At 60.8% G+C, this 17702-nt stretch carries 18 protein-coding genes; 7 read left to right on the plus strand and 11 right to left on the minus strand.

The window, feature by feature from the left end; all coding sequences use genetic code 11:
* Positions 1-3: 3 nt before the first annotated feature.
* From ACN0SW_RS14125 to ACN0SW_RS14165, 9 genes are all read right to left on the minus strand, one after another.
* Positions 4-1053, minus strand: a complete 1050-nt coding sequence (locus ACN0SW_RS14125) for an ABC transporter permease (protein WP_417728567.1) — start codon at positions 1051-1053, stop codon at positions 4-6.
* On the minus strand, positions 1043-2590 hold the full coding sequence (locus ACN0SW_RS14130) for an ABC transporter ATP-binding protein (protein WP_417728568.1): 1548 nt from the start codon (positions 2588-2590) through the stop codon (positions 1043-1045). Before ACN0SW_RS14130 ends, ACN0SW_RS14125 begins: the two co-directional genes overlap by 11 nt.
* Position 2591: 1 nt before the next feature.
* Entirely contained in the window at positions 2592-3620 is a 1029-nt protein-coding gene (locus ACN0SW_RS14135) for a BMP family protein (protein ID WP_417728569.1), read from the minus strand.
* Between the two features lie 149 nt (positions 3621-3769).
* The gene (locus tag ACN0SW_RS14140; protein ID WP_417728570.1) at positions 3770-4603 is read right to left on the minus strand and encodes a transglutaminase domain-containing protein; all 834 of its coding nucleotides are present in this window, start codon (positions 4601-4603) and stop codon (positions 3770-3772) included.
* On the minus strand, positions 4600-5649 hold the full coding sequence (locus ACN0SW_RS14145) for a permease (protein ID WP_417728571.1): 1050 nt from the start codon (positions 5647-5649) through the stop codon (positions 4600-4602). Before ACN0SW_RS14145 ends, ACN0SW_RS14140 begins: the two co-directional genes overlap by 4 nt.
* 46 nt (positions 5650-5695) lie before the next feature.
* Positions 5696-6013 (minus strand): ArsR/SmtB family transcription factor, encoded by a 318-nt coding sequence (locus ACN0SW_RS14150; RefSeq protein ID WP_417728572.1) that lies wholly within the window; start codon positions 6011-6013, stop codon positions 5696-5698.
* Between the two features lie 40 nt (positions 6014-6053).
* A complete protein-coding gene (locus ACN0SW_RS14155; RefSeq protein WP_417728573.1) occupies positions 6054-6872 on the minus strand; it encodes an FAS1-like dehydratase domain-containing protein in 819 nt (272 codons plus the stop codon).
* Positions 6873-6881: 9 nt separating this feature from the next.
* Complete coding sequence (locus ACN0SW_RS14160; protein WP_417728574.1) at positions 6882-8066, minus strand: acyl-CoA dehydrogenase family protein; 1185 nt, start codon at positions 8064-8066, stop codon at positions 6882-6884.
* 85 nt (positions 8067-8151) lie between these two features.
* Positions 8152-9087, minus strand: coding sequence for a LysR family transcriptional regulator (locus tag ACN0SW_RS14165; RefSeq protein WP_417728575.1), 936 nt, complete (start codon positions 9085-9087; stop codon positions 8152-8154).
* Between the two features lie 153 nt (positions 9088-9240).
* Here ACN0SW_RS14165 and ACN0SW_RS14170 point away from each other — a divergent pair, with 153 nt between their 5' ends.
* The 5 genes from ACN0SW_RS14170 (at position 9241) to ACN0SW_RS14190 (ending at position 13459) form a co-directional block, all read left to right on the plus strand.
* Positions 9241-10368 (plus strand): CaiB/BaiF CoA transferase family protein, encoded by a 1128-nt coding sequence (locus ACN0SW_RS14170; protein ID WP_417728576.1) that lies wholly within the window; start codon positions 9241-9243, stop codon positions 10366-10368.
* Positions 10361-11062 (plus strand): class I SAM-dependent methyltransferase, encoded by a 702-nt coding sequence (locus tag ACN0SW_RS14175; protein WP_417728577.1) that lies wholly within the window; start codon positions 10361-10363, stop codon positions 11060-11062. Before ACN0SW_RS14170 ends, ACN0SW_RS14175 begins: the two co-directional genes overlap by 8 nt.
* A gap of 73 nt (positions 11063-11135) precedes the next feature.
* Positions 11136-11843, plus strand: a complete 708-nt coding sequence (locus ACN0SW_RS14180) for an ABC transporter permease (RefSeq protein WP_417728578.1) — start codon at positions 11136-11138, stop codon at positions 11841-11843.
* Positions 11836-12606 (plus strand): ATP-binding cassette domain-containing protein, encoded by a 771-nt coding sequence (locus tag ACN0SW_RS14185; RefSeq protein ID WP_417728579.1) that lies wholly within the window; start codon positions 11836-11838, stop codon positions 12604-12606. Before ACN0SW_RS14180 ends, ACN0SW_RS14185 begins: the two co-directional genes overlap by 8 nt.
* Before the next feature lie 25 nt (positions 12607-12631).
* Positions 12632-13459 carry a substrate-binding domain-containing protein gene (locus tag ACN0SW_RS14190; RefSeq protein WP_417728580.1) on the plus strand — a complete coding sequence of 276 codons (828 nt, stop codon included), beginning with the start codon at positions 12632-12634 and terminating at the stop codon, positions 13457-13459.
* Positions 13460-13477: 18 nt separating this feature from the next.
* On the opposite strand, the gene ACN0SW_RS14195 is transcribed toward ACN0SW_RS14190, so the two are convergent.
* The gene (locus ACN0SW_RS14195) at positions 13478-14368 is read right to left on the minus strand and encodes a substrate-binding domain-containing protein (protein WP_417728581.1); all 891 of its coding nucleotides are present in this window, start codon (positions 14366-14368) and stop codon (positions 13478-13480) included.
* 136 nt (positions 14369-14504) lie between these two features.
* On the opposite strand from ACN0SW_RS14195, the gene ACN0SW_RS14200 reads away from it, so the two are divergent.
* Complete coding sequence (locus tag ACN0SW_RS14200; protein WP_417728582.1) at positions 14505-15419, plus strand: MBL fold metallo-hydrolase; 915 nt, start codon at positions 14505-14507, stop codon at positions 15417-15419.
* A gap of 1 nt (position 15420) precedes the next feature.
* Positions 15421-16371: an MBL fold metallo-hydrolase gene (locus tag ACN0SW_RS14205; RefSeq protein ID WP_417728583.1), complete on the plus strand. Its 951-nt coding sequence runs from the start codon at positions 15421-15423 to the stop codon at positions 16369-16371.
* Positions 16372-16419: 48 nt separating this feature from the next.
* Here ACN0SW_RS14205 and doeA read toward each other — a convergent pair whose 3' ends face one another.
* Positions 16420-17604 (minus strand): ectoine hydrolase DoeA, encoded by a 1185-nt coding sequence (doeA, locus tag ACN0SW_RS14210; protein ID WP_417728584.1) that lies wholly within the window; start codon positions 17602-17604, stop codon positions 16420-16422.
* Between the last annotated feature and the right edge of the window lie 98 nt (positions 17605-17702).

Genomic DNA, 17702 nt, shown 5'->3' on the forward strand with positions numbered 1-17702 from the left:
GTGCTATTCCCTCACCACCCGGAACCGCGTGAGCAGGATCGCCAGCACCATCAGGAGCAGGGCCGTGGCCAGCATGATATCAGCGAGATATGTCGGCACGCCCACCGCGCGGCTCATGCTGTCAGCGCCCACGAAAATACCCGCTACAAAGAGAGCGGCGGCGATGACGCCCAGCGGATTGAGCAGTGCCAGCATTGCCACAATGATGCCGGTGTAGCCAAATCCGGGGCTGAGATCGAGAGTCAGACTGCCTTTTACCCCCGCCACCTCGGAAAAACCTGCAAGGGCTGCCAGCCCGCCCGAAAGGAGTGCTGTCTTGATCAGAACCGCAGTGACCGGGATGCCCGCAAAACGCGCCGCCTCGCGGTTGAGCCCGACGGCGCGCATCTCAAACCCCAGCGTGGTGCGCCGCTCGACCACCCACACAAGACTGGCGGCGATCAGCGCAAGCGCAAAGCCCCAATGCAGGCGCAGCCCTTCGACGATACGGGGCAAACGGGCCTCGGTGATCAGGCGCTCAGATTTGGGCCAGCCCATGCCCATCGGGTCTTTGAGCGGCCCTTCGAGCAAGAGCGAGATGAACAGCAGGAAGATGAAGTTGAACAGTAGCGTTGTGACAACTTCGTCGACGCCAAACCGTACCTTGAGGAGGGCGGGAACTAGCAGCACCAATGCGCCTGCCAACATTGATACAAGGGCCAGCGTGGGCAGGAGGGCTGCGGCGTGCCATTGCAACGCCCCGGTGCCCAGCACCACCGTCATCAACGCGCCTGCATAGAGTTGCGCCTCGGCCCCAATATTCCAGAGCCGGGCACGAAAAGCGACAGCGACGGCAAGCCCGGTAAAAATAAGCGGGGTAGCGCGGTTGAGTGTCTCTAACACGGCGAATTTCGAGCCTGCCGCCCCCTTGAGGATCAGCCCCAGCACGGCAAAGGGGTTAGCCCCGGCAAGCATCGCAAGAAGCGATGCAACGACAACGGTCGTGACAATCGCTAAGACCGGCGGCAAGGTGCTGCGCGCGAGGCTGGGGTTGGCTATTGGTTCAAGACGCATGCGCCATCCCCTCGTCAAACCCATGCCCCGCCATCCAGACGCCCAGTTCGGCGGGGGTCATGCTGCCGCGCGAAAACTCGGGCGAAAGCCGCCCCTCGGACATCACATGGATCACGTCCGAGAGCGCCATAATCTCATCCAGATCCTCAGAAATGAGCAGGACTGCTGCGCCCCGGTCGCGCGCCTTGAGCAGTTGTTCATGCACATAGTTGACCGCGCCAATGTCCAGCCCGCGCACAGGTTGGTTGGCAAGGATAATGCGGGGGGACGCCTCAAGCACACGACCAAGGATCAGCTTTTGCATATTGCCGCCCGAGAGCAGGCGGATGCGGGTATCGGGCCCCGGACAACGCACATCATATCCTTTGATGATTTCCAGTGTCTCAGCCTCTGCGCGGTGCCAGTTCATCCAGCCAGACCTGCTCATCGGGGGCTTGTGATAGGATTCGAGAATGGCGTTTTCCGTCAACGAAAAATCGGAGATGGTGCCGGTTTTATGTCTGTCTTCGGGAATGCGGGCGATGCCCTGTTCGACGGCAGTGCGGGGGGACCATGCGGTTGGGGCCTGTCCGTCAAGGTCAAGCCGTCCATAGGCGGGTGCGGTGAGGCCCCCAATAAGATTCGCAAGCGCCGCCTGCCCGTTGCCAGAGACCCCGGCGAGGCCGGTAATCTGGCCTGCGCGCAGGGAGAGCGTCACAGATTTCAGCCCCGGCGCACTGCCTTGGTCGGGGGTGGTAACCGCGTCTAACTGCAAGAGCGGCGCGCCCGGCGTGCCGGGGGCGACCGATGGTGCGCTGACTTCGCTGCCGACCATCGCGGCGGCGAGCGCATGGCGGTCAGTGTCGGCCGTGTCCATCGCCGCGACCACTTTGCCATGTCGCAGGATCACGACCCGGTGGGCGATATCCATCACCTCGTGCAGTTTATGGCTGATGAACACGATCGACAGGCCCATCGCCACCGCCTCGCGCAGGGTGGCAAAGAGATCGTCGGTTTCCTGCGGAGTGAGGACGGCGGTTGGTTCGTCCAGAATGAGAATACGCGCCTCGCGGTAGAGCGCCTTGAGAATTTCGACGCGCTGCCGCTCGCCTACGGTCAGGCTTCCGACGCGGGCGTCGGGATCGACTGCCAGATGGAAATCCGCCGACAGCTTGGCAATCTTGGCGCGGGCCGCAGCGCGGCCCATTCGCCAGCGCCAGAGCGGCTCTGTCCCCAATGTGACGTTGTCCAGAACTGTCAGGTTGTCTGCCAGCGTGAAATGCTGATGCACCATGCCAACGCCGGCCTCCAATGCGGCGCGCGGATTGCCGGGGGGCAAGTCTCGGCCCATGACCTCGACCCGCCCCTCGTCTGCCGTGTATTGGCCAAACAAGATATTCATCAGCGTGGTTTTACCCGCGCCATTTTCACCCAAGAGGGCCACAACCTCGCCACGGTGCAAATCAAGGCTCACCGCGTTATTCGCGGTGAGCGCGCCGAAACGCTTGGTAATCCGGTCCAGGCGCAGAACGACCTGCGCCGCGTCTGCGCCTGTCATATCAGGAGGATTTCGGCTCTTCGTCGTTGATCTCGACGCTGAATGTGCCTGCCTTGATCGCTGCCTCGCGTTCCGCCACCAGCGTCAATGCCGCCTCTGGCACCTTGCCTTCGAAGGTGCCGAGTGGGGCAAGGGACGAGCCGCCTTCCTTCATGAAGGAATAGACGCCGTAATCGGCCGCGGCGAAGTTGCCCGCGTTGACAGCGGCGATGGCGGCGTCGAGCGTCGGCTCGAAATGCCAGATTGCAGAGGCCACGACGGTTTCGGGGTAATCCGCTTGGGTGTCGATCACGTTACCGATGGCCAGCACACCCTTTTCCTGCGCGGCGTCCGAGACGCCAAAGCGCTCGGCATAGAGCATATCCGCGCCGCCTTCTATCATGGCAAAGGCGGTTTCCTTAGCCTTGGGCGGATCGAACCAAGAGCCGATAAAGCTCACCTGAAACTTGATCTCGGGGTTCATTTCGCGGGCACCGGCCATGAAGGCGTGCATCAGGCGGTTGACCTCGGGAATCGGAAAGCCGCCGACCATGCCGATATTGGCGGTCTTGGTCATGGCGCCTGCGATAATACCCGAGAGGTAAGAGGCGTCCTGAATATAGTTGTCGAACACCGCGAAATTCGGCAGCGCGTCATCCTGTTTAAAGCTCGATCCCATCAGAAAGGCGATGTCGGGATAATCGGCGGCCACTTCGCGCGCCTCTTGTTCCACTGCGAACACCTCGCCGATGATAAGCTTGTAGCCCTGTTCGGCATATTCGCGCATGACGCGGGCATAATCTGTGTTCGAGACATTCTCGGAATAGACATATTCGACATCGCCACGCTCTTGCGCGGTCATAGCCGCCTTGTGAATACGGCTGACCCATTGCTGTTCAACGGGCACCGTGTAGATGCCAGCGGTCTTGATGGGCTCAGCGGCGCGCAAAGGCGAACGCAGTCCAGAGGCCCCGGCGATAAGGGCAGCCCCGGCCGAGGTGGCCATAAAGCGGCGGCGGGAGAGAGGCAGGCGTGTCATGTTGATCTCCATGTTGGCAGGTGGGTCGTTTTTTTGGTTTTACCAATTGGTAAAATTTATTCAGTCACTTTTCTACAGAAATTTACCTTTGGGCAAAACTAAACCGCTGGGAGGCCGAGTCCCAGCGGTTTATGCTCAAATTGCGGGCAGGGCTGCAAGGGTCAGCTTGCGGGCAGGCGGGCGACGATCGGCAGTTTTTGCCATGTGCCATTCGGTCCCGGCTGCATCGGTTCGGCCAACAGTTTGAACCGGGCCACGATGTCGTCCATCGCATAGCTGTGCCCCATGGAATGCCCCAGAGCCACACGCCAGCCGGGGCGTGGATTGAGCCCAGCCCGCGTTGGGCCAAGCCCCGCCTTCATGTGATGCGCGATGTCCCAATCTAGCACCTCGCCCGCGTGACGGGTGACCACCCAGCAATGCATGTCATGGGTGATGCCGCCTTTCTCCTCCGGAAAGAAGTAGCCATAGACATAGCCCGCCTCGTAGCCTGCCGCGCGCAGGCTGGCGACGAGATAGGTGTTGATATCCACGCATGAACCGGGCGTCGTGCCGCACGAAAGGTAAGGTACCGCGTCAGAGTCGTCGTTGAACCGCACTTCGGGGTGGTCATAGGTGAAACGCGCCTCGGCCTCTGCCACCAATGCCTCGATGCCCGTCCGCCCACCGCCTGCATGGGTCGCGATGGTGCGGCTGGCCTCTGCCAGATCGTCGGCGGCGCTGGTGTAGGGCGTGGCCCGCGCGGTGTAGATCGCCTCGGGGTAACCTTGGCCATTGGCTGTGGGGGCGAGAGTATGGGTGAGGGTCAAGGCACCGCCCGCCGCCTCAATCCAAAGCGCGGCAAGGCCGAGTTCGGTCTCAAACGTGACGGCGGCGATTTGTCCGCCGGTCACTGTCGTCGTTGTCACGGCGTCTTGTCGGCTGCACATGCCTGAGGGGGCCAGAAGGCGTGTGCCGGGTTCCAGCCCGACAATCTCGATTGCAAGCTGCCTCATGCGAAGGTCCAGAGTTGAAAAAGAAACCCGGCGGCAAAGGCACCCGTCAGCGACAGCGCGATATAGAGCGCGAAGACGCGGGGCTTGACCAAGGCCCAGACGGCAATTGCGGCGGGCAAGGAGGTGACGCCACCTGCCACGAGAAAGGCCAGACCGGCACCGGGGGCCATGCCTTGGCCGATCAGCCCGCCGACCAGCGGCAGGGCGGCATAGCCGTTGAGATAGGCAGGCACACCGACCAGAGTGCCCAGCAGGATCGGACCAATACCGGTGCCGCCGAGCGCCTGCGTGATGGTTTCTGCCGGGATGAAGGCGAGCATAAGGCTCTCTAGGACAAAGGCCAGAGTGAGCCATTTCAGCAAGAACAGAGTCACATTCAGCGCCTCTCGCCCAAACTTCGCCCGGCGCTCGGGTTCAGACCAGAAGCGCCAGACGACCGGCTTGGGCGCGCGCATTTTGCTGCCGCCACAGCCACCGTTACCGATGCCGTCACGCAGCGGATCACTTAGCCCTCCGGCACGGCCCATGAGATGCACGGTCCAGCCGCCCATAAGGCCCAGACCGATGGCGGCGAGCGTCTTGGCAATCGCGAACTCCAGCCCCAGAACGCCGGTGGTGAGGATGAACATCGAGGGGTCCATGACGGGCGAGGCCAGCCAGAAGGCCATGACCGCCGAGAGTGGCACCCCCATCGCCAACAGCGCGGCTATGAGCGGGATCACTCCGCAAGAGCAAAACGGAGAAAGCCCGCCCGCCAGCGCTGCCAGCAGGATCATCAGGGCCGGTGCGCCGGTAAAGGCGCGGGCGATCAGATTGTCCGCACCAGTGGCCGTAGCCCATGCCGCGATGCCGATGGACAAGAGCAGGAACGGTGCAGTGCCGAGGAGAGCCTCGGCGGTAAAGACCAGCGTGGCGCGTGCCTGTGTTGCGTCAAGGATTGTCAGCACAATCAGGATCAGCGCCGAGAGCATCCAGATCCGATGATCTTTCCACAGGCGGCGCAGAAAGGCGGAAGCGCGGGGTTGCGGGAGGCTCGAGTCTATCATGTCTATATCCCTAGAAATATCGTTTTATTTTGCCCAAAAAGAGCGCTCAGGCGGCATTCTCGGACTTGGCCAGTTTCACCCCGGTGCAGCATTCGGAAGTCAGGAAATCCAGCGTCCTTCGCATGGCAGCGTAATCGACGCGGTTGATCACACTGCGTCCCTGACGTTCCTGCACCACCAGCCCCGCCTCGACCAGCGCCGAGAGGTGATGCGCCAGCGTCGAGGGTGCCTGATCCAGATGCTGACCGATTTCACCAACGTTCAGACCCGCATCGCCGGCACGCACCAGCAGGCGAAAAATCGCAAGACGGGTGTCATGGCCGAGGGCGGCAAGGGCGCGGGCGGTGGGGCTTGTGATGCTCATACAGCAAATATAACGATGTTTCTAGTTATGTCAATATATTCTACTCGGTCCGCGCCGCCATGGTTGCGACCCCATCCCCCTCGCGCCGGACGCGCAGATCGAGATGGCCGTCACGCTCACGCGCCTCAATCACCACGGACAGGTTGCAAATCAGCGGTGTCAGTCCGCGATAGGAAAACCGATCGGGCAAGCGCCCAAGGATATGCGCCGCCAGATTCATCATCCACACCGCTTGCATAGGGCCGTGCACGACAAGCCCCTCATATCCTTCGACGCCGGTGGCGTAGGGATGGTCGTAATGGATGCGATGACCGTTGAAGGTGAGCGCAGAGAACCGGAAAAGCAGGGTCGAATCCGGCGTGATCCGCCATGTGGTGGCCCCCGGCCAGTCGTCGGCGGCGGTGGGCAGGATGGATTGTCCGGGTTTGGGATCTTCGCGATACACAATATCCTGACGCTCGGTCAGGCGGGCCGCGCCATTTACGCTATAGACATGGCGTTGCGTGACAAAACCCAGCTTGCCGCTGCGGCCCTCCTTGAAGGTCACATCATCAATCGTTGTCTCCCGCGTGACCACATCATCGGAGGTAAAGGGGGCGTGAAACTGGATTTCGCCCCCCGCCCACATGCGACGCGGCAGCGGGAGTGCGGGCAAAAATATCCCGGTTCTCGGATGGCAATCGCGTCCCAGTTGATCGGGTGTCACAGTATCGGGCGCAAGGCACCAATGCAGCCCAACCGGCACATCGGCCTCTGCCAGTGTGCCCACCAGCGTCGCGCGATATTCCTGCATCAACCGTTCTGATATCGGTTCTGACCGGCTATAGCTGCGTCCGATCCAATCTGCGTAATCGTTCATTCCGTTCTCCTATTGCCCGCGTCCGGGTCCGTAGGATTTTGGCAGGCCTAGCACCTGTTCGGCAATATGGCACAGGATCAGATTGGTCGAAATCGGCGCAATCTGATAAAGTCGTGCCTCGCGGAATTTGCGCTCGACATCGTATTCCTCGGCAAAGGCAAAGCCGCCATGAGTTTGCATGCAGGCCTCTGCCGCCTCCCAGCTGGCCTCGGAGGCGAGCAGTTTGGCGGTGTTAGCCTCGACGCCCGGATTGTGGCCTGCATCATACATCGCAGCTGCGCGGTAGACGATCGCCTCGGCGGCCATCAGATGCGCCTGCGCGCGGGCCAGCGGGAATTGCACCCCCTGATTGACCCCGATCGGCGCGCCAAACACCACCCGTTCGCGAGCATAGTCCGACCCGGTTTTCAGGAACCATTTGGTATCGCCAATACATTCGGCAGCAATCAGGATACGCTCGGAATTCATCCCTGACAGGATGTAGCGAAATCCCTTACCCTCTTCTCCGACAAGGCTGTCCGCCGGAATGCGTAGGTTGTCAAAAAACACCTCTGTCGTGGCGTGGTTGATCATGGTGCGAATGGGGCGGATGTCGATACCCTGTCCCACCTTGCCGCGCAGGTCGATGAGAAAGACCGAGAGACCGTCGGTCTTGGATTTCGCCTCTTCACGCGGCGTTGTGCGGGCCAAGAGGACCATAAGATCGGAATGCTCGACCCGCGAAGTCCAGATTTTCTGACCATTGATCACATACTCATCGCCATCCCGCCGCGCGGTGGTTTTCAACGCCAGCGTATCGGTGCCGCTGGTGGGTTCGGTCACCCCAAAGGCCTGAAGGCGCAAGGAACCGTCGGCGATACCGGGCAGATAGGCCGCTTTCTGAGCGTCCGAGCCATGGCGCAGGACCGTGCCCATCGTATACATCTGCGCGTGACAGGCGGCAGCGTTGCAGCCTTGCCGGTGTATTTCCTCAAGGATGACAGCCGCCGCTGTCAGATTGAGACCTGATCCGCCATATTCCTCGGGAATCATCGCCGCGAGATAACCTTCGCGGATCAGCGCATCGACAAAATCCTTTGGATAGGCGCGGCGCGCATCAAGGTCGCGCCAATAGCTGCCGGGAAATTCCGCGCAGACCCGGCCCACACCCTCCCGAATATCGCTATAGTCTACGGTTGGATCAAAAGACGTCATGTCACCCTCTTACGTTTTGCGCATAGGTGGCAGGTTTTAGGCCAAGACGGAAATACCAATGCCCGCTTGCGGCCATTGGGCGCGCTTATAGCCGTAACTCGCCTTGCCAGATTCCACGCCGCACCAGATCGCGCAGCACGTCAAGGGTGATCGCCTCGACCGCACGGCTTGCACGGCTTGTGGGAAAAGAGGGATTGCTCACCAGATAAACGGGTCGCACCATGTCGGGGGCGGTGATTGGTGAGCCCACCAATTCACCGCGTGCCACCGCGTCATGCACCGCCGAAGGCGAAAAGATGGCATGGCCCGAGCCGCGTGCCACCAGCTCTTTGATCTGGGTCATCGCGTCCATCTCTATGGGCACGTTGAGGCGCAGGCCAAGCGGCGCAGCATAGCTCTCGATCGTCTTGCGCAGGCCATGCGCGGCCTCTGGCAGGATCATTTCCAGCGATTCGAGCGCGCGCAGCGGCACCGGTGTGCCGGGGGGTGTGTCAAACGGCCAGTTGTCGGGGGCGGAATAGATATGCAGGCGCTCGTCGAGCACATGGGTAATGCGGAAATGGTCGACGTTTTGCAGGTCATAGATAAAGCCCATGTCAACCGTGCCATCACCGACCCAAGATTTGATGTATCCGCTCATCGCTTCTACCACGCGCAGACGGATATCGGGCAGTTCTACCCGCACGGTTTCCGCCAAAGGCACCGATAACACCATCGAGACCGAGGACGGCAGGCCAAAACCCACCTTGCCGCGCGGTGCGCCCGAAGCATCGCGCATTTCGTCCACGCAGCGCTCCATCGCGATGGTGATCTCGCGCGCATGGCGCAAGAGAACCTGACCTTCGGCCGTGAGCATCGAGCCACGCGGCGAGCGGTCGATCAGGCGCACCCCGAGTTCCGTTTCCATCCGGGCCACATGCTGCGAGAGCGAGGGTTGGGCGACGCCTAGCCGATGCGCAGCCGCCGAGAGCGAGGGGGCTTCGGCAATGGCGATGAAATAGCGGAGTTGGCGGATATCCATAGGTTAAGCATCTATCAATTGGGTAGGTCAGAGTGCAAGCCTATGATGCCCCATAGCCCGGCGTTATACCCGTTCAACGCGACTGATATTTCTCATATCGAACGGAATGGGGCATGCTCCGGTAAAATGCGACCCATACGTTAAGAGGCTTTCATGCGTAGCGACCTTGCCGGTCTTTTCATAATCTCCGTCGAACAGGCGGTTGCCGCCCCCTATGCGTCAAGCCGTCTGGCCGAGGCAGGCGCAAGAGTGATCAAGGTCGAGCGCCCTGAAGGTGATTTCGCACGGGGGTATGATGCTCTCGTCCACGGCGAGAGCGCCTATTTCGTCTGGCTAAACCGAGGGAAAGAGTCGCTCTGTCTTGACCTGCGGCAAGAGGCGGATTGCGCGATGATGGAGCGGATGCTCGCCCGTGCGGATGTGTTCATCCAGAACCTTGCGCCGGGGGCGATTGACCGGCTTGGATTTGCGCCTGAGCGCCTGCGCGCGGATTACCCGCGTCTGATCACGGTCTCTATTTCTGGCTATGGCGAAGAAGGTCCGCTGGCCGATCTCAAGGCCTATGATCTCTTGGTGCAGGCTGAAACCGGCCTTTCCTCCATCACCGGCAATGAACATGGCCCGGCGCGCACCGGAGTCTCTGTCTGTGACATTGCAGCGGGAATGACGGCCTATCAAGCCATTCTGGAGGCGCTCATCGGACGCGCCACCACGGGCGAGGGGCGACATATCGCGGTGTCACTCTTTCATGCGCTGGGTGACTGGATGAATGTGCCCTACCTGCAATATGCCTATGGCGGCAAAGTGCCATCTCGCGCGGGCCTCAATCATCCGACCATCGCGCCCTATGGCGTCTATCAGGGAAGCGATGGCAAGGCGGTGCTGATTTCCATTCAGAATGAGCGGGAATGGGCGATGTTCTGCGATGCGATTTTGGGGCAACCGGACCTGGCGCGCGACCCGCGTTTTGACTGTAATTCGAATCGGGTTGCCAATCGCCCCGCGCTTGATGCGATACTCCGGTCTGTGTTTGGCGCCATCACGCGCGATGATATGGCAGACAAATTGCGCGCGGCGCGGATCGCCTATGGGCGAGTGAGCGAGATGGAGGATCTGGTGAGCCATCCGCAAAACCGTCATATCACAGTCGAGACCCCCTCAGGTCCGGTGCGAATGTTGGCCCCCGGTGCGCAGATTGACGGCGCACCGATACAAGTGGGACCAGTGCCAGCGCTGGGTGAACATTCAGAGGCTCTGCGCGCGGAGTTTGGAGGTGACTGAGTCCCGGGCCGACGTAATGGATACCGGCGCACGCATCATTGCCGCTCTCTCCGAGATCGGAGCGCGTGATGTGCTTGATATCGGATGTGGCCAAGGGGCGCTGAGCCGAAGTCTGGTGCGCGCGGGCTTTGCCGTGACTGGTATCGATCCCGCGCCTGAGGCGGTTGCCGCCGCACGATTGGCTGTGCCAGAGGCCCGGTTCGAGGCGTGCGGCGCCGAGGCGATGCCGTTTGAGGCGAGGACATTCGACGCCTGTGTCTTCCTGAATTCGCTGCATCATGTGCCGGTGCCGCTGATGCAGTCGGCTTTGCGAGAGGCGTTGCGCGTGCTGCGCCCCGGTGGCGAGGTGATCATCGTTGAGCCATTGGCAGAAGGCGCGTTTTTTGAGGTAATGCGCCCGGTTGAGGATGAGACAGAGATACGCCATGCCGCGATCCGTGCGATTGATGCGATTGTCGCCTCTGGCCATGCCACAGGTCACGCCACCGTAACCTATGAGCGGCCGACGCCGGTGGCAGATCTGGACGCGTTCATCAGCTATCTCACCCGCGTCGATCCGGCCCGTCGCAGCATGGCCGAGTCGAAACGGGATGTGATTGGCAGGCTGTTCGATATCCATCTTAGCCAAGGCCCCAAGGGATCTGTGCTCAACCAACCGCTACGTTTGTGGCGTCTGCACCCTGCTGAAATTTGAAAGCTTTGTCATCTTAGGGGTGGTGTATTCTGTCTTTTTGTGTTTTTTTTCCCTGTGAGGGAAGAAAACGCACATGTTCAGCTTTGGTGACATCATTGCACAGGCATTGACCCTGATCCTGAACTGGGATCAGAACCTGAGCAATATTGTAGCCCTGTCGCTGCGGGTGACGTTGTCGGCCGTGCTCTTGTCTTGCCTGATCGGCCTGCCGCTTGGCGCATTGGTGGGCGCATTCCGTTTTCCGGGACGCGGTACGTTGACGGTGTTGCTGAATGCGCTGATGGGCCTGCCGCCTGTGGTTGTCGGGCTCTTTGTCTATCTTATGCTCTCGGCCTCGGGGCCGCTTGCTCCGTTGCAATTGCTCTATACGCCTGCGGCAATGATTATCGCGCAGACTATTCTGGTGACACCCATTGTGGCGGCGCTTACCAAGCAGGTGGTCGAGGATCTGCATGGCGAATATGCCGAACAATTCGCGTCGCTCGGCCTGCGGGCGCATCAGAGGGTCTCTGCACTCCTTTGGGATGCGCGCTATAGTCTGATGACCGTGGCGCTGGCGGGTTTTGGCCGCGCGGTGGCCGAGGTGGGTGCAGTGCTGATCGTGGGTGGCAACATCAACCATGTCACACGGGTGATGACCACCACCATCGCGCTTGAGACCTCGAAGGGCAATCTTCAGTTGGCTCTGGCGTTGGGCATCGTGTTGTTGGCAATCGCGGTTGTGGTCAATGCTTTGGTGATGGCGCTACGGGCCTCTGCGGTGCGGGCAGCCTATGCGTGACCTGGTAATGGATATCGCCCCGGCAGAGATCATTGCCAACAGTAGCTTGCTGGAGGTGCGCGACCTGTCATTCGAGGCGGGGGGGAAACGGCTGATCCAGGATGTGTCGTTGGCGATACCCGAGGGTCGGCGCACCTTGATCATGGGGGCAAATGGCGCGGGCAAGAGCCTGCTCTTGCGGCTCCTGCACGGGCTCTTGCCGCCCTCTTCCGGGCAGATTTTGTGGCAGGGGGCTGCGCCTGACAGGGCCGCGCGGCGCGCCCAGGCAATGGTGTTTCAGCGTCCGGTCATGTTGCGGCGATCAGTGCTGGCCAATCTCAATTTCGCGCTGTCGGTGCATGGCATCCGCGGCACCCGGCGCGCGGCCGAGGTAGAGCGCGCGCTCGATATGGCCGGACTGACCGATCTTGCGCGGCGGCCAGCGCGTATCCTCTCGGGGGGAGAACAACAGCGGCTGGCGCTGGCGCGCGCGCTGATCTGCAAGCCGCGCCTTCTTTTTCTGGACGAACCCACCAGCAGTCTGGATCCCGCCTCGACCCAGCGGATCGAGGATCTGATCAACGCGGCCCATGCGCGGGGCGTGACCATTGTGATGGTCACGCATGATCTGGGACAGGCGCGACGCATGGGGGATGCGGTGATCTTTCTGCATTCGGGTCAGGTCGCGGAAAGCGGTCCGGTCGATCAGGTTCTTTGCCGCCCCCGTTCCGAGGCCGCGCGCGCCTGGACCCAAGGGCGGCTCTACACCAGCCCGACCTTTTGATATTCAACAAGACAGGAGGCTTTTCATGCTCAGACGTCATCTTCTTTCGCTTGCCGCCGGTGCGGCGCTTGCCTTGGCTCTGCCAGGCACGGTGCAGGCGCAGGATCAGTTCATCGTGGTGCAATCGACCACCTCGACCCAGAATTCGGGCCTTTTCGATCATATCCTGCCGATCTTTCAGGGTGAGACAGGGATAGAGGTGCGTGTTGTGGCGGTTGGCACCGGGCAGGCGATCAAGAACGCAGAGAACGGCGATGGTGATGTGCTCTTTGTCCATGCCAAGGCGGCTGAGGAAAAATTCGTGGCCGAGGGACATGGGCTGAAACGGTCGGACGTGATGTATAACGATTTCATTCTCGTCGGCTCGCCTGCCGATCCCGCAGGCATTGCCGGGACGGTGGATATTTCTGCCGCGCTGGCCAGGATTGCCGAGACCGAAGCGCCGTTCGCCTCGCGCGGGGATGACAGCGGCACCCACAAGGCCGAATTGCGGCTGTGGAAAGAGGCGGGTGTCGATGCTGCTGCGGCCTCTGGCACATGGTATCGCGAGACCGGCTCCGGCATGGGGGCCACGCTCAATACCGGCACGGCGATGGGGGCTTATATCCTGACCGATCGCGCCACATGGATTTCCTTCGGGAATAAGGGTGATTACCAGATCGCGGTTGAGGGCGATAATCGCCTCTTTAACCAATATGGCATTATCCTCGTGAACCCGGGCAAGCATCCGAACGTCAAGGTCAGGTCCGGGCAGGCGTTCATCGACTGGGTGCTGTCCGATGTGGGTCAGCAGGCCATCGCCGGATATAAGATCGACGGTCAGCAGTTGTTCTTTCCCAACGCGGGGGGCTGAGTTCGCTCTAAACGCGGCTCAGGCGGAAATCCAGCGCACCTTGCCAAGCCCGCTCAGATCATAGCCGCCAAGCGCTGCCGCCTTGGCGACCATGGTTTCAGAGCGCATGAACTCTACAAGCTGCTGTACCGGGGCGGTGAAATAGGCACGGCGGTCAATGAGAAGATCGAACCGTTCGCGAATCAGTGGGCGAAACACCAACCGAAACTGCCGCGCCATCGATTCAATTCCCAACGTCGCCTCGGCCTCGCCCGCCGCGACGGCGGCGGCGGCATCGCTCTCGGTGTGGGCGGGGCTAGTGGGTGTCAGGATGTCGCCGGGCACCAGCCCCGCTTCTTGCATCATCCGGTCAAATAGCGCGGTGGTGCCCGCCCCCTCTTGCCGCAGAATCACGCGGCGTCCGCGCAGATCGCCAAAGCTCTGCACCAGATCCGCCACTGCGGGGGTCAGAATCAGGCCGCGCATCCGTTCGGCCCAGCCGATCAGCACGGCGTCGCGCAGGCCGCGCGCCTCGAGCGCCGGAATGTTCCAATCAGTCTCACCGGGGATATGCAGCCCGGCCAGCACCGCGCGCCCATCGGCAAAGACCTCGAGCCCGTCGCAGCTGCCATTCCAGAGGGTTGCCAGACCCGCGCCACTCTCACGCAGCGCCCAATCCAGCAGTGGGTCGTGTGATCCCGTGACCAGTGCCGGGCGCTCTGTGGGCAGGGTGACGCCAGAGCCCTCAATCCAGCAAACCAGTTCATTATGTGGAAACAAGAGCTTGCCGGTGATCTTGCGATGCGGAATTTCGCCTGTGGCGACCATGTCGTAAACTTTACGCTCCTTGACACGCAAGAGGTCGGCGACCTCTTTGGTCGTCAGATAAGCGGGGCTTTCGTAGTCCATGAGAGTCTTTGTGTCACGCATAAGGGGTTCTGATCCTATGTTCCTAACCCATCTCTGTGCGAAAATCAGCATCAATCACGGCCTTGTTTTGTCTTGTATTCTGAGGCAGAGGCGATAATCATATTCACAAATACGAATAAATAGGGAAGAGGAACCCATGCACTTTAATCGACGCCAGATTTTGGCAGCCATGGGGGCAGGTGCGCTTGTTGGCTTGCCGCGTCCTAGCTTTGCCGCAACCGAACTCATGCTTGGCAGTGCCAAGATCACCACCGTCAGCGATGGCCATCTGGTGTTGCCAATGGAATTCTTGCTGGGCAACCTGCCCGCCGCCGACGCCGCGCCTGTTCTGGCGCAATATGGCATCACGGGCACCGTGATAGAGCCGCCCTGCAATCTGACTCTGTTACAGGATGGCGAACGCACAGTTTTGTTTGATGCCGGGTCCGGATCGGGGTTCATGCCGAGCGCCGGACAAGTTCTCGATGCTTTGGAGGGCATTGGCGTCAGCGCCGATGACATCACCCATATCCTCTTTACCCATGCCCACCCGGACCATCTCTGGGGGGTGCTGGATGATTTCGACGATCCGGTGTTCAGCAATGCCAGCTACATGATCGGTCAGGCGGAGTGGGACTACTGGACGGATCCCGAGACGGTCAAAACCATCGGCGCCGAGCGGGCCAGTTTTGCTGTCGGCGCGGCGCGGCGTCTGGCGGCGATCGAGGATCAGATGGAGTTCATCAGCGGTGGCCAAGAGGTGCTGCCGGGGATCATGGCACATGACACGCCCGGCCACACACCGGGCCATATCGCGTTTGAGATCCGTCAGGGATCAGAGTCGGCGCTGGTGGTTGGTGATGCAATCGGCAACGGCCATCTGGCGTTTGCGCGGCCCGATTGGGTCAGCGGTTCGGATCAGGACGCCGAGTTGGGAATCGCCACGCGAACGCGCCTCTTGGACCAGTTGGCGACCGATCAGATGGCCATGGTCGGCTTTCACCTGCCCGAGGGCGGATTAGGTAGGGTCGAGCGTGATGGCGATGCCTACCGTTTCGTGATGGAGGTCTGAGATGCTGCGCGTGATGCTGTCCGCTCTTGTGCTCTGCTCCCCCAGCGGAGCGCTCGCCAGTGAGGATATCCCGGATCAATATCCCGCCTCGCTGCTCTATTCCAAACCCGTCGAGGTGATCCCGCATGTCTGGTCCGCCATCGGGGCCACCGCGCCGCCCACCTATGACAACGCCGGGCACAACAACAATCTCAGCTTCATCGTCACCGGCGATGGGGTGGTAGTGATCAATGGCGGCGCGTCTTACGGTCTCGCCCGCGCCCTGCATGCCGAGATCAAGGCGATCACCGATCAGCCTGTCAAACTGGTGTTCAACGAGAATGGCCAAGGCCATGCGATGTTGGGCAATTCCTATTGGGCCGAACAGAGTGTTCCCATCGTGGCGCATGAAGAGGCGGCGGCTGAGTTCGAAAACCATGGTGGCGGTGATCTTGAGTCGGCGCAGCGCGTGACGAAAGAGCGCTCCGAGGGTACACGCGTGGTACTGCCGACAGAGACCTTCAGCGATGAATATATCGTTGAAATGGGCGATTTCCGGATTGAGGCACGCTATCTGGGTCCTGCGCATAGCGCCGGTGATATCGTCGTCTGGTTGCCGCAGCAGGGCCTCGTGATTTCGGGCGATATGGCCTTTCACGAGCGTATGCTACCGATTTTCCCCGATACGATCACGGCGGATTGGCTGGAAACTTGGGATACCGAGTTCGAGACACTTGGAGCGACCTACGTGATCCCCGGTCACGGACATCCCACCAATATGGATCAGGTGCGCCGCTACACCAAAGGTTATCTGGAACATCTGCGCGCCCAGATTCGCGATCACATCGATTCAGGCGGCGATCTGGCCGGGGCCTATTACGTCGATCAATCCGCCTATGCCCACCTTGATACGTTCGAAGAACTGGCCACCAAGAATGCGGGCCGGGTCTATGAACAGATGGAATGGGAATAAACTGAGATTGCAAAAGGCCCCCGCGTGCGATGCGGGGGCCCTTTCTGTTTAATCCTTCACGAACATCTTGCGCGGCCGGTTGCAGAAGGTTTCTGCCGGGCCTTTTTCCTTGATGAGAATGGACTCGGTGATTTCCAATCCCCAGTCGGACATCCAGAGCCCCGGCATGAAATGGAATGTCATGCCCGGCTCCAACACGGTTTCATCCTCGGAGCGCAGGGAAATCGTGCGCTCGCCCCAGTCGGGCGGATAGCTCAGACCGATGGGATAGCCACAGCGCGCGCCGCGCTCGATACCCGCACGTTCCAACGGTGCTGCCAGCGCATTGGCGATGTCACAAGCGCGGTTGCCCGCCTGCGCGGCTTCCAGCCCTGCCTCCAGCCCTTCGACAAGCGCCTTTTCGGCATCCAGCAGGAATTGCGGCGGTTTGCCCAGAAACAGCGTGCGGCAGAAGGGCGCGTGATAGCGGCGATAACACCCCGAGATTTCAAAGAATGTCGCCTCGCCCGTGGCAAACGCGCGCCCGTTCCACGTCAGGTGCGGAGCTGCGGCGTCTGATCCTGACGGCAAAAGCGGCACAATGGCCGGGTAATCGCCCCAAGCGCCATCGACGCCCCGGATCGCGTCGCGGAAAATCTCTGCCACGATTTCATTCTTTGGGATGCCCGGCTCGACCCGTTCCATCAGCCCATCGGTGATCTTTTCCGAAATGAGCGCCGCCTTGCGCATGAACCCCAGTTCTTCCTCGGATTTCACCGTGCGCTGCCAGTTTACCAGCGCCGTGGCGTCGATAAATGTTGCGTCGGGCAGTTCCTCGCGCAAAACCTGCATCGCCTTGGCGGAGAAATAGTAATTATCCATTTCCACGCCGATGCGTTTGTCTGCAAAGCCCATGCCCCGGAGCCGCTCTGCCAGATCCTGCATTGGGTGGCGCTCGGTTGATTGAACGTAATTGTCGGCATAGCCGATCACCCGATCATCGGTCATCCAGACGGTGCGCACGCCGCCATTGGCATCCTGATTGCGGCCCCACCAGATCGGATCGGCCTCGGGAAAGACCAGAACGCCCTGATGCACATAGAACGACCAGCCGTCATAGCCGGTTAACCAGTGCTGGTTCGAAGGATCGGTCACAAACAGCGCATCAAGGTCACGCTTGGCCATGGCAGCGCGAGTCTTGTCCAGCCGGCGTTGGTATTCCTGTGCCGAGAATGGCAGGTCTTTTTCAATCATGTTGGGGGTCCGTCGCTAGATTGTCCGGTCCATACTTGGGAGTTTATGCAAGGTGCGCCCCAAGAAATACGCCGCCTTTTGTCGTTTTCAGGCCATCT

Origin of the sequence: Roseovarius sp. (assembly GCF_048262375.1) — a bacterium.
GTDB lineage: Bacteria > Pseudomonadota > Alphaproteobacteria > Rhodobacterales > Rhodobacteraceae > Roseovarius.

Coding starts and splice junctions, on each gene's coding strand:
- ACN0SW_RS14130 (WP_417728568.1), bottom strand. CDS start 2,590: ATGACAGGCGCAGACGCGGCGCAGGTCGTTCTGCGCCTGGACCGGATT.
- ACN0SW_RS14155 (WP_417728573.1), bottom strand. CDS start 6,872: ATGAACGATTACGCAGATTGGATCGGACGCAGCTATAGCCGGTCAGAA.
- ACN0SW_RS14125 (WP_417728567.1), bottom strand. CDS start 1,053: ATGCGTCTTGAACCAATAGCCAACCCCAGCCTCGCGCGCAGCACCTTG.
- ACN0SW_RS14185 (WP_417728579.1), top strand. CDS start 11,836: ATGCGTGACCTGGTAATGGATATCGCCCCGGCAGAGATCATTGCCAAC.
- ACN0SW_RS14205 (WP_417728583.1), top strand. CDS start 15,421: ATGCTGCGCGTGATGCTGTCCGCTCTTGTGCTCTGCTCCCCCAGCGGA.
- ACN0SW_RS14200 (WP_417728582.1), top strand. CDS start 14,505: ATGCACTTTAATCGACGCCAGATTTTGGCAGCCATGGGGGCAGGTGCG.
- ACN0SW_RS14190 (WP_417728580.1), top strand. CDS start 12,632: ATGCTCAGACGTCATCTTCTTTCGCTTGCCGCCGGTGCGGCGCTTGCC.
- ACN0SW_RS14180 (WP_417728578.1), top strand. CDS start 11,136: ATGTTCAGCTTTGGTGACATCATTGCACAGGCATTGACCCTGATCCTG.
- ACN0SW_RS14195 (WP_417728581.1), bottom strand. CDS start 14,368: ATGCGTGACACAAAGACTCTCATGGACTACGAAAGCCCCGCTTATCTG.
- ACN0SW_RS14145 (WP_417728571.1), bottom strand. CDS start 5,649: ATGATAGACTCGAGCCTCCCGCAACCCCGCGCTTCCGCCTTTCTGCGC.
- doeA (WP_417728584.1), bottom strand. CDS start 17,604: ATGATTGAAAAAGACCTGCCATTCTCGGCACAGGAATACCAACGCCGG.
- ACN0SW_RS14140 (WP_417728570.1), bottom strand. CDS start 4,603: ATGAGGCAGCTTGCAATCGAGATTGTCGGGCTGGAACCCGGCACACGC.
- ACN0SW_RS14150 (WP_417728572.1), bottom strand. CDS start 6,013: ATGAGCATCACAAGCCCCACCGCCCGCGCCCTTGCCGCCCTCGGCCAT.
- ACN0SW_RS14165 (WP_417728575.1), bottom strand. CDS start 9,087: ATGGATATCCGCCAACTCCGCTATTTCATCGCCATTGCCGAAGCCCCC.
- ACN0SW_RS14170 (WP_417728576.1), top strand. CDS start 9,241: ATGCGTAGCGACCTTGCCGGTCTTTTCATAATCTCCGTCGAACAGGCG.
- ACN0SW_RS14160 (WP_417728574.1), bottom strand. CDS start 8,066: ATGACGTCTTTTGATCCAACCGTAGACTATAGCGATATTCGGGAGGGT.
- ACN0SW_RS14135 (WP_417728569.1), bottom strand. CDS start 3,620: ATGGAGATCAACATGACACGCCTGCCTCTCTCCCGCCGCCGCTTTATG.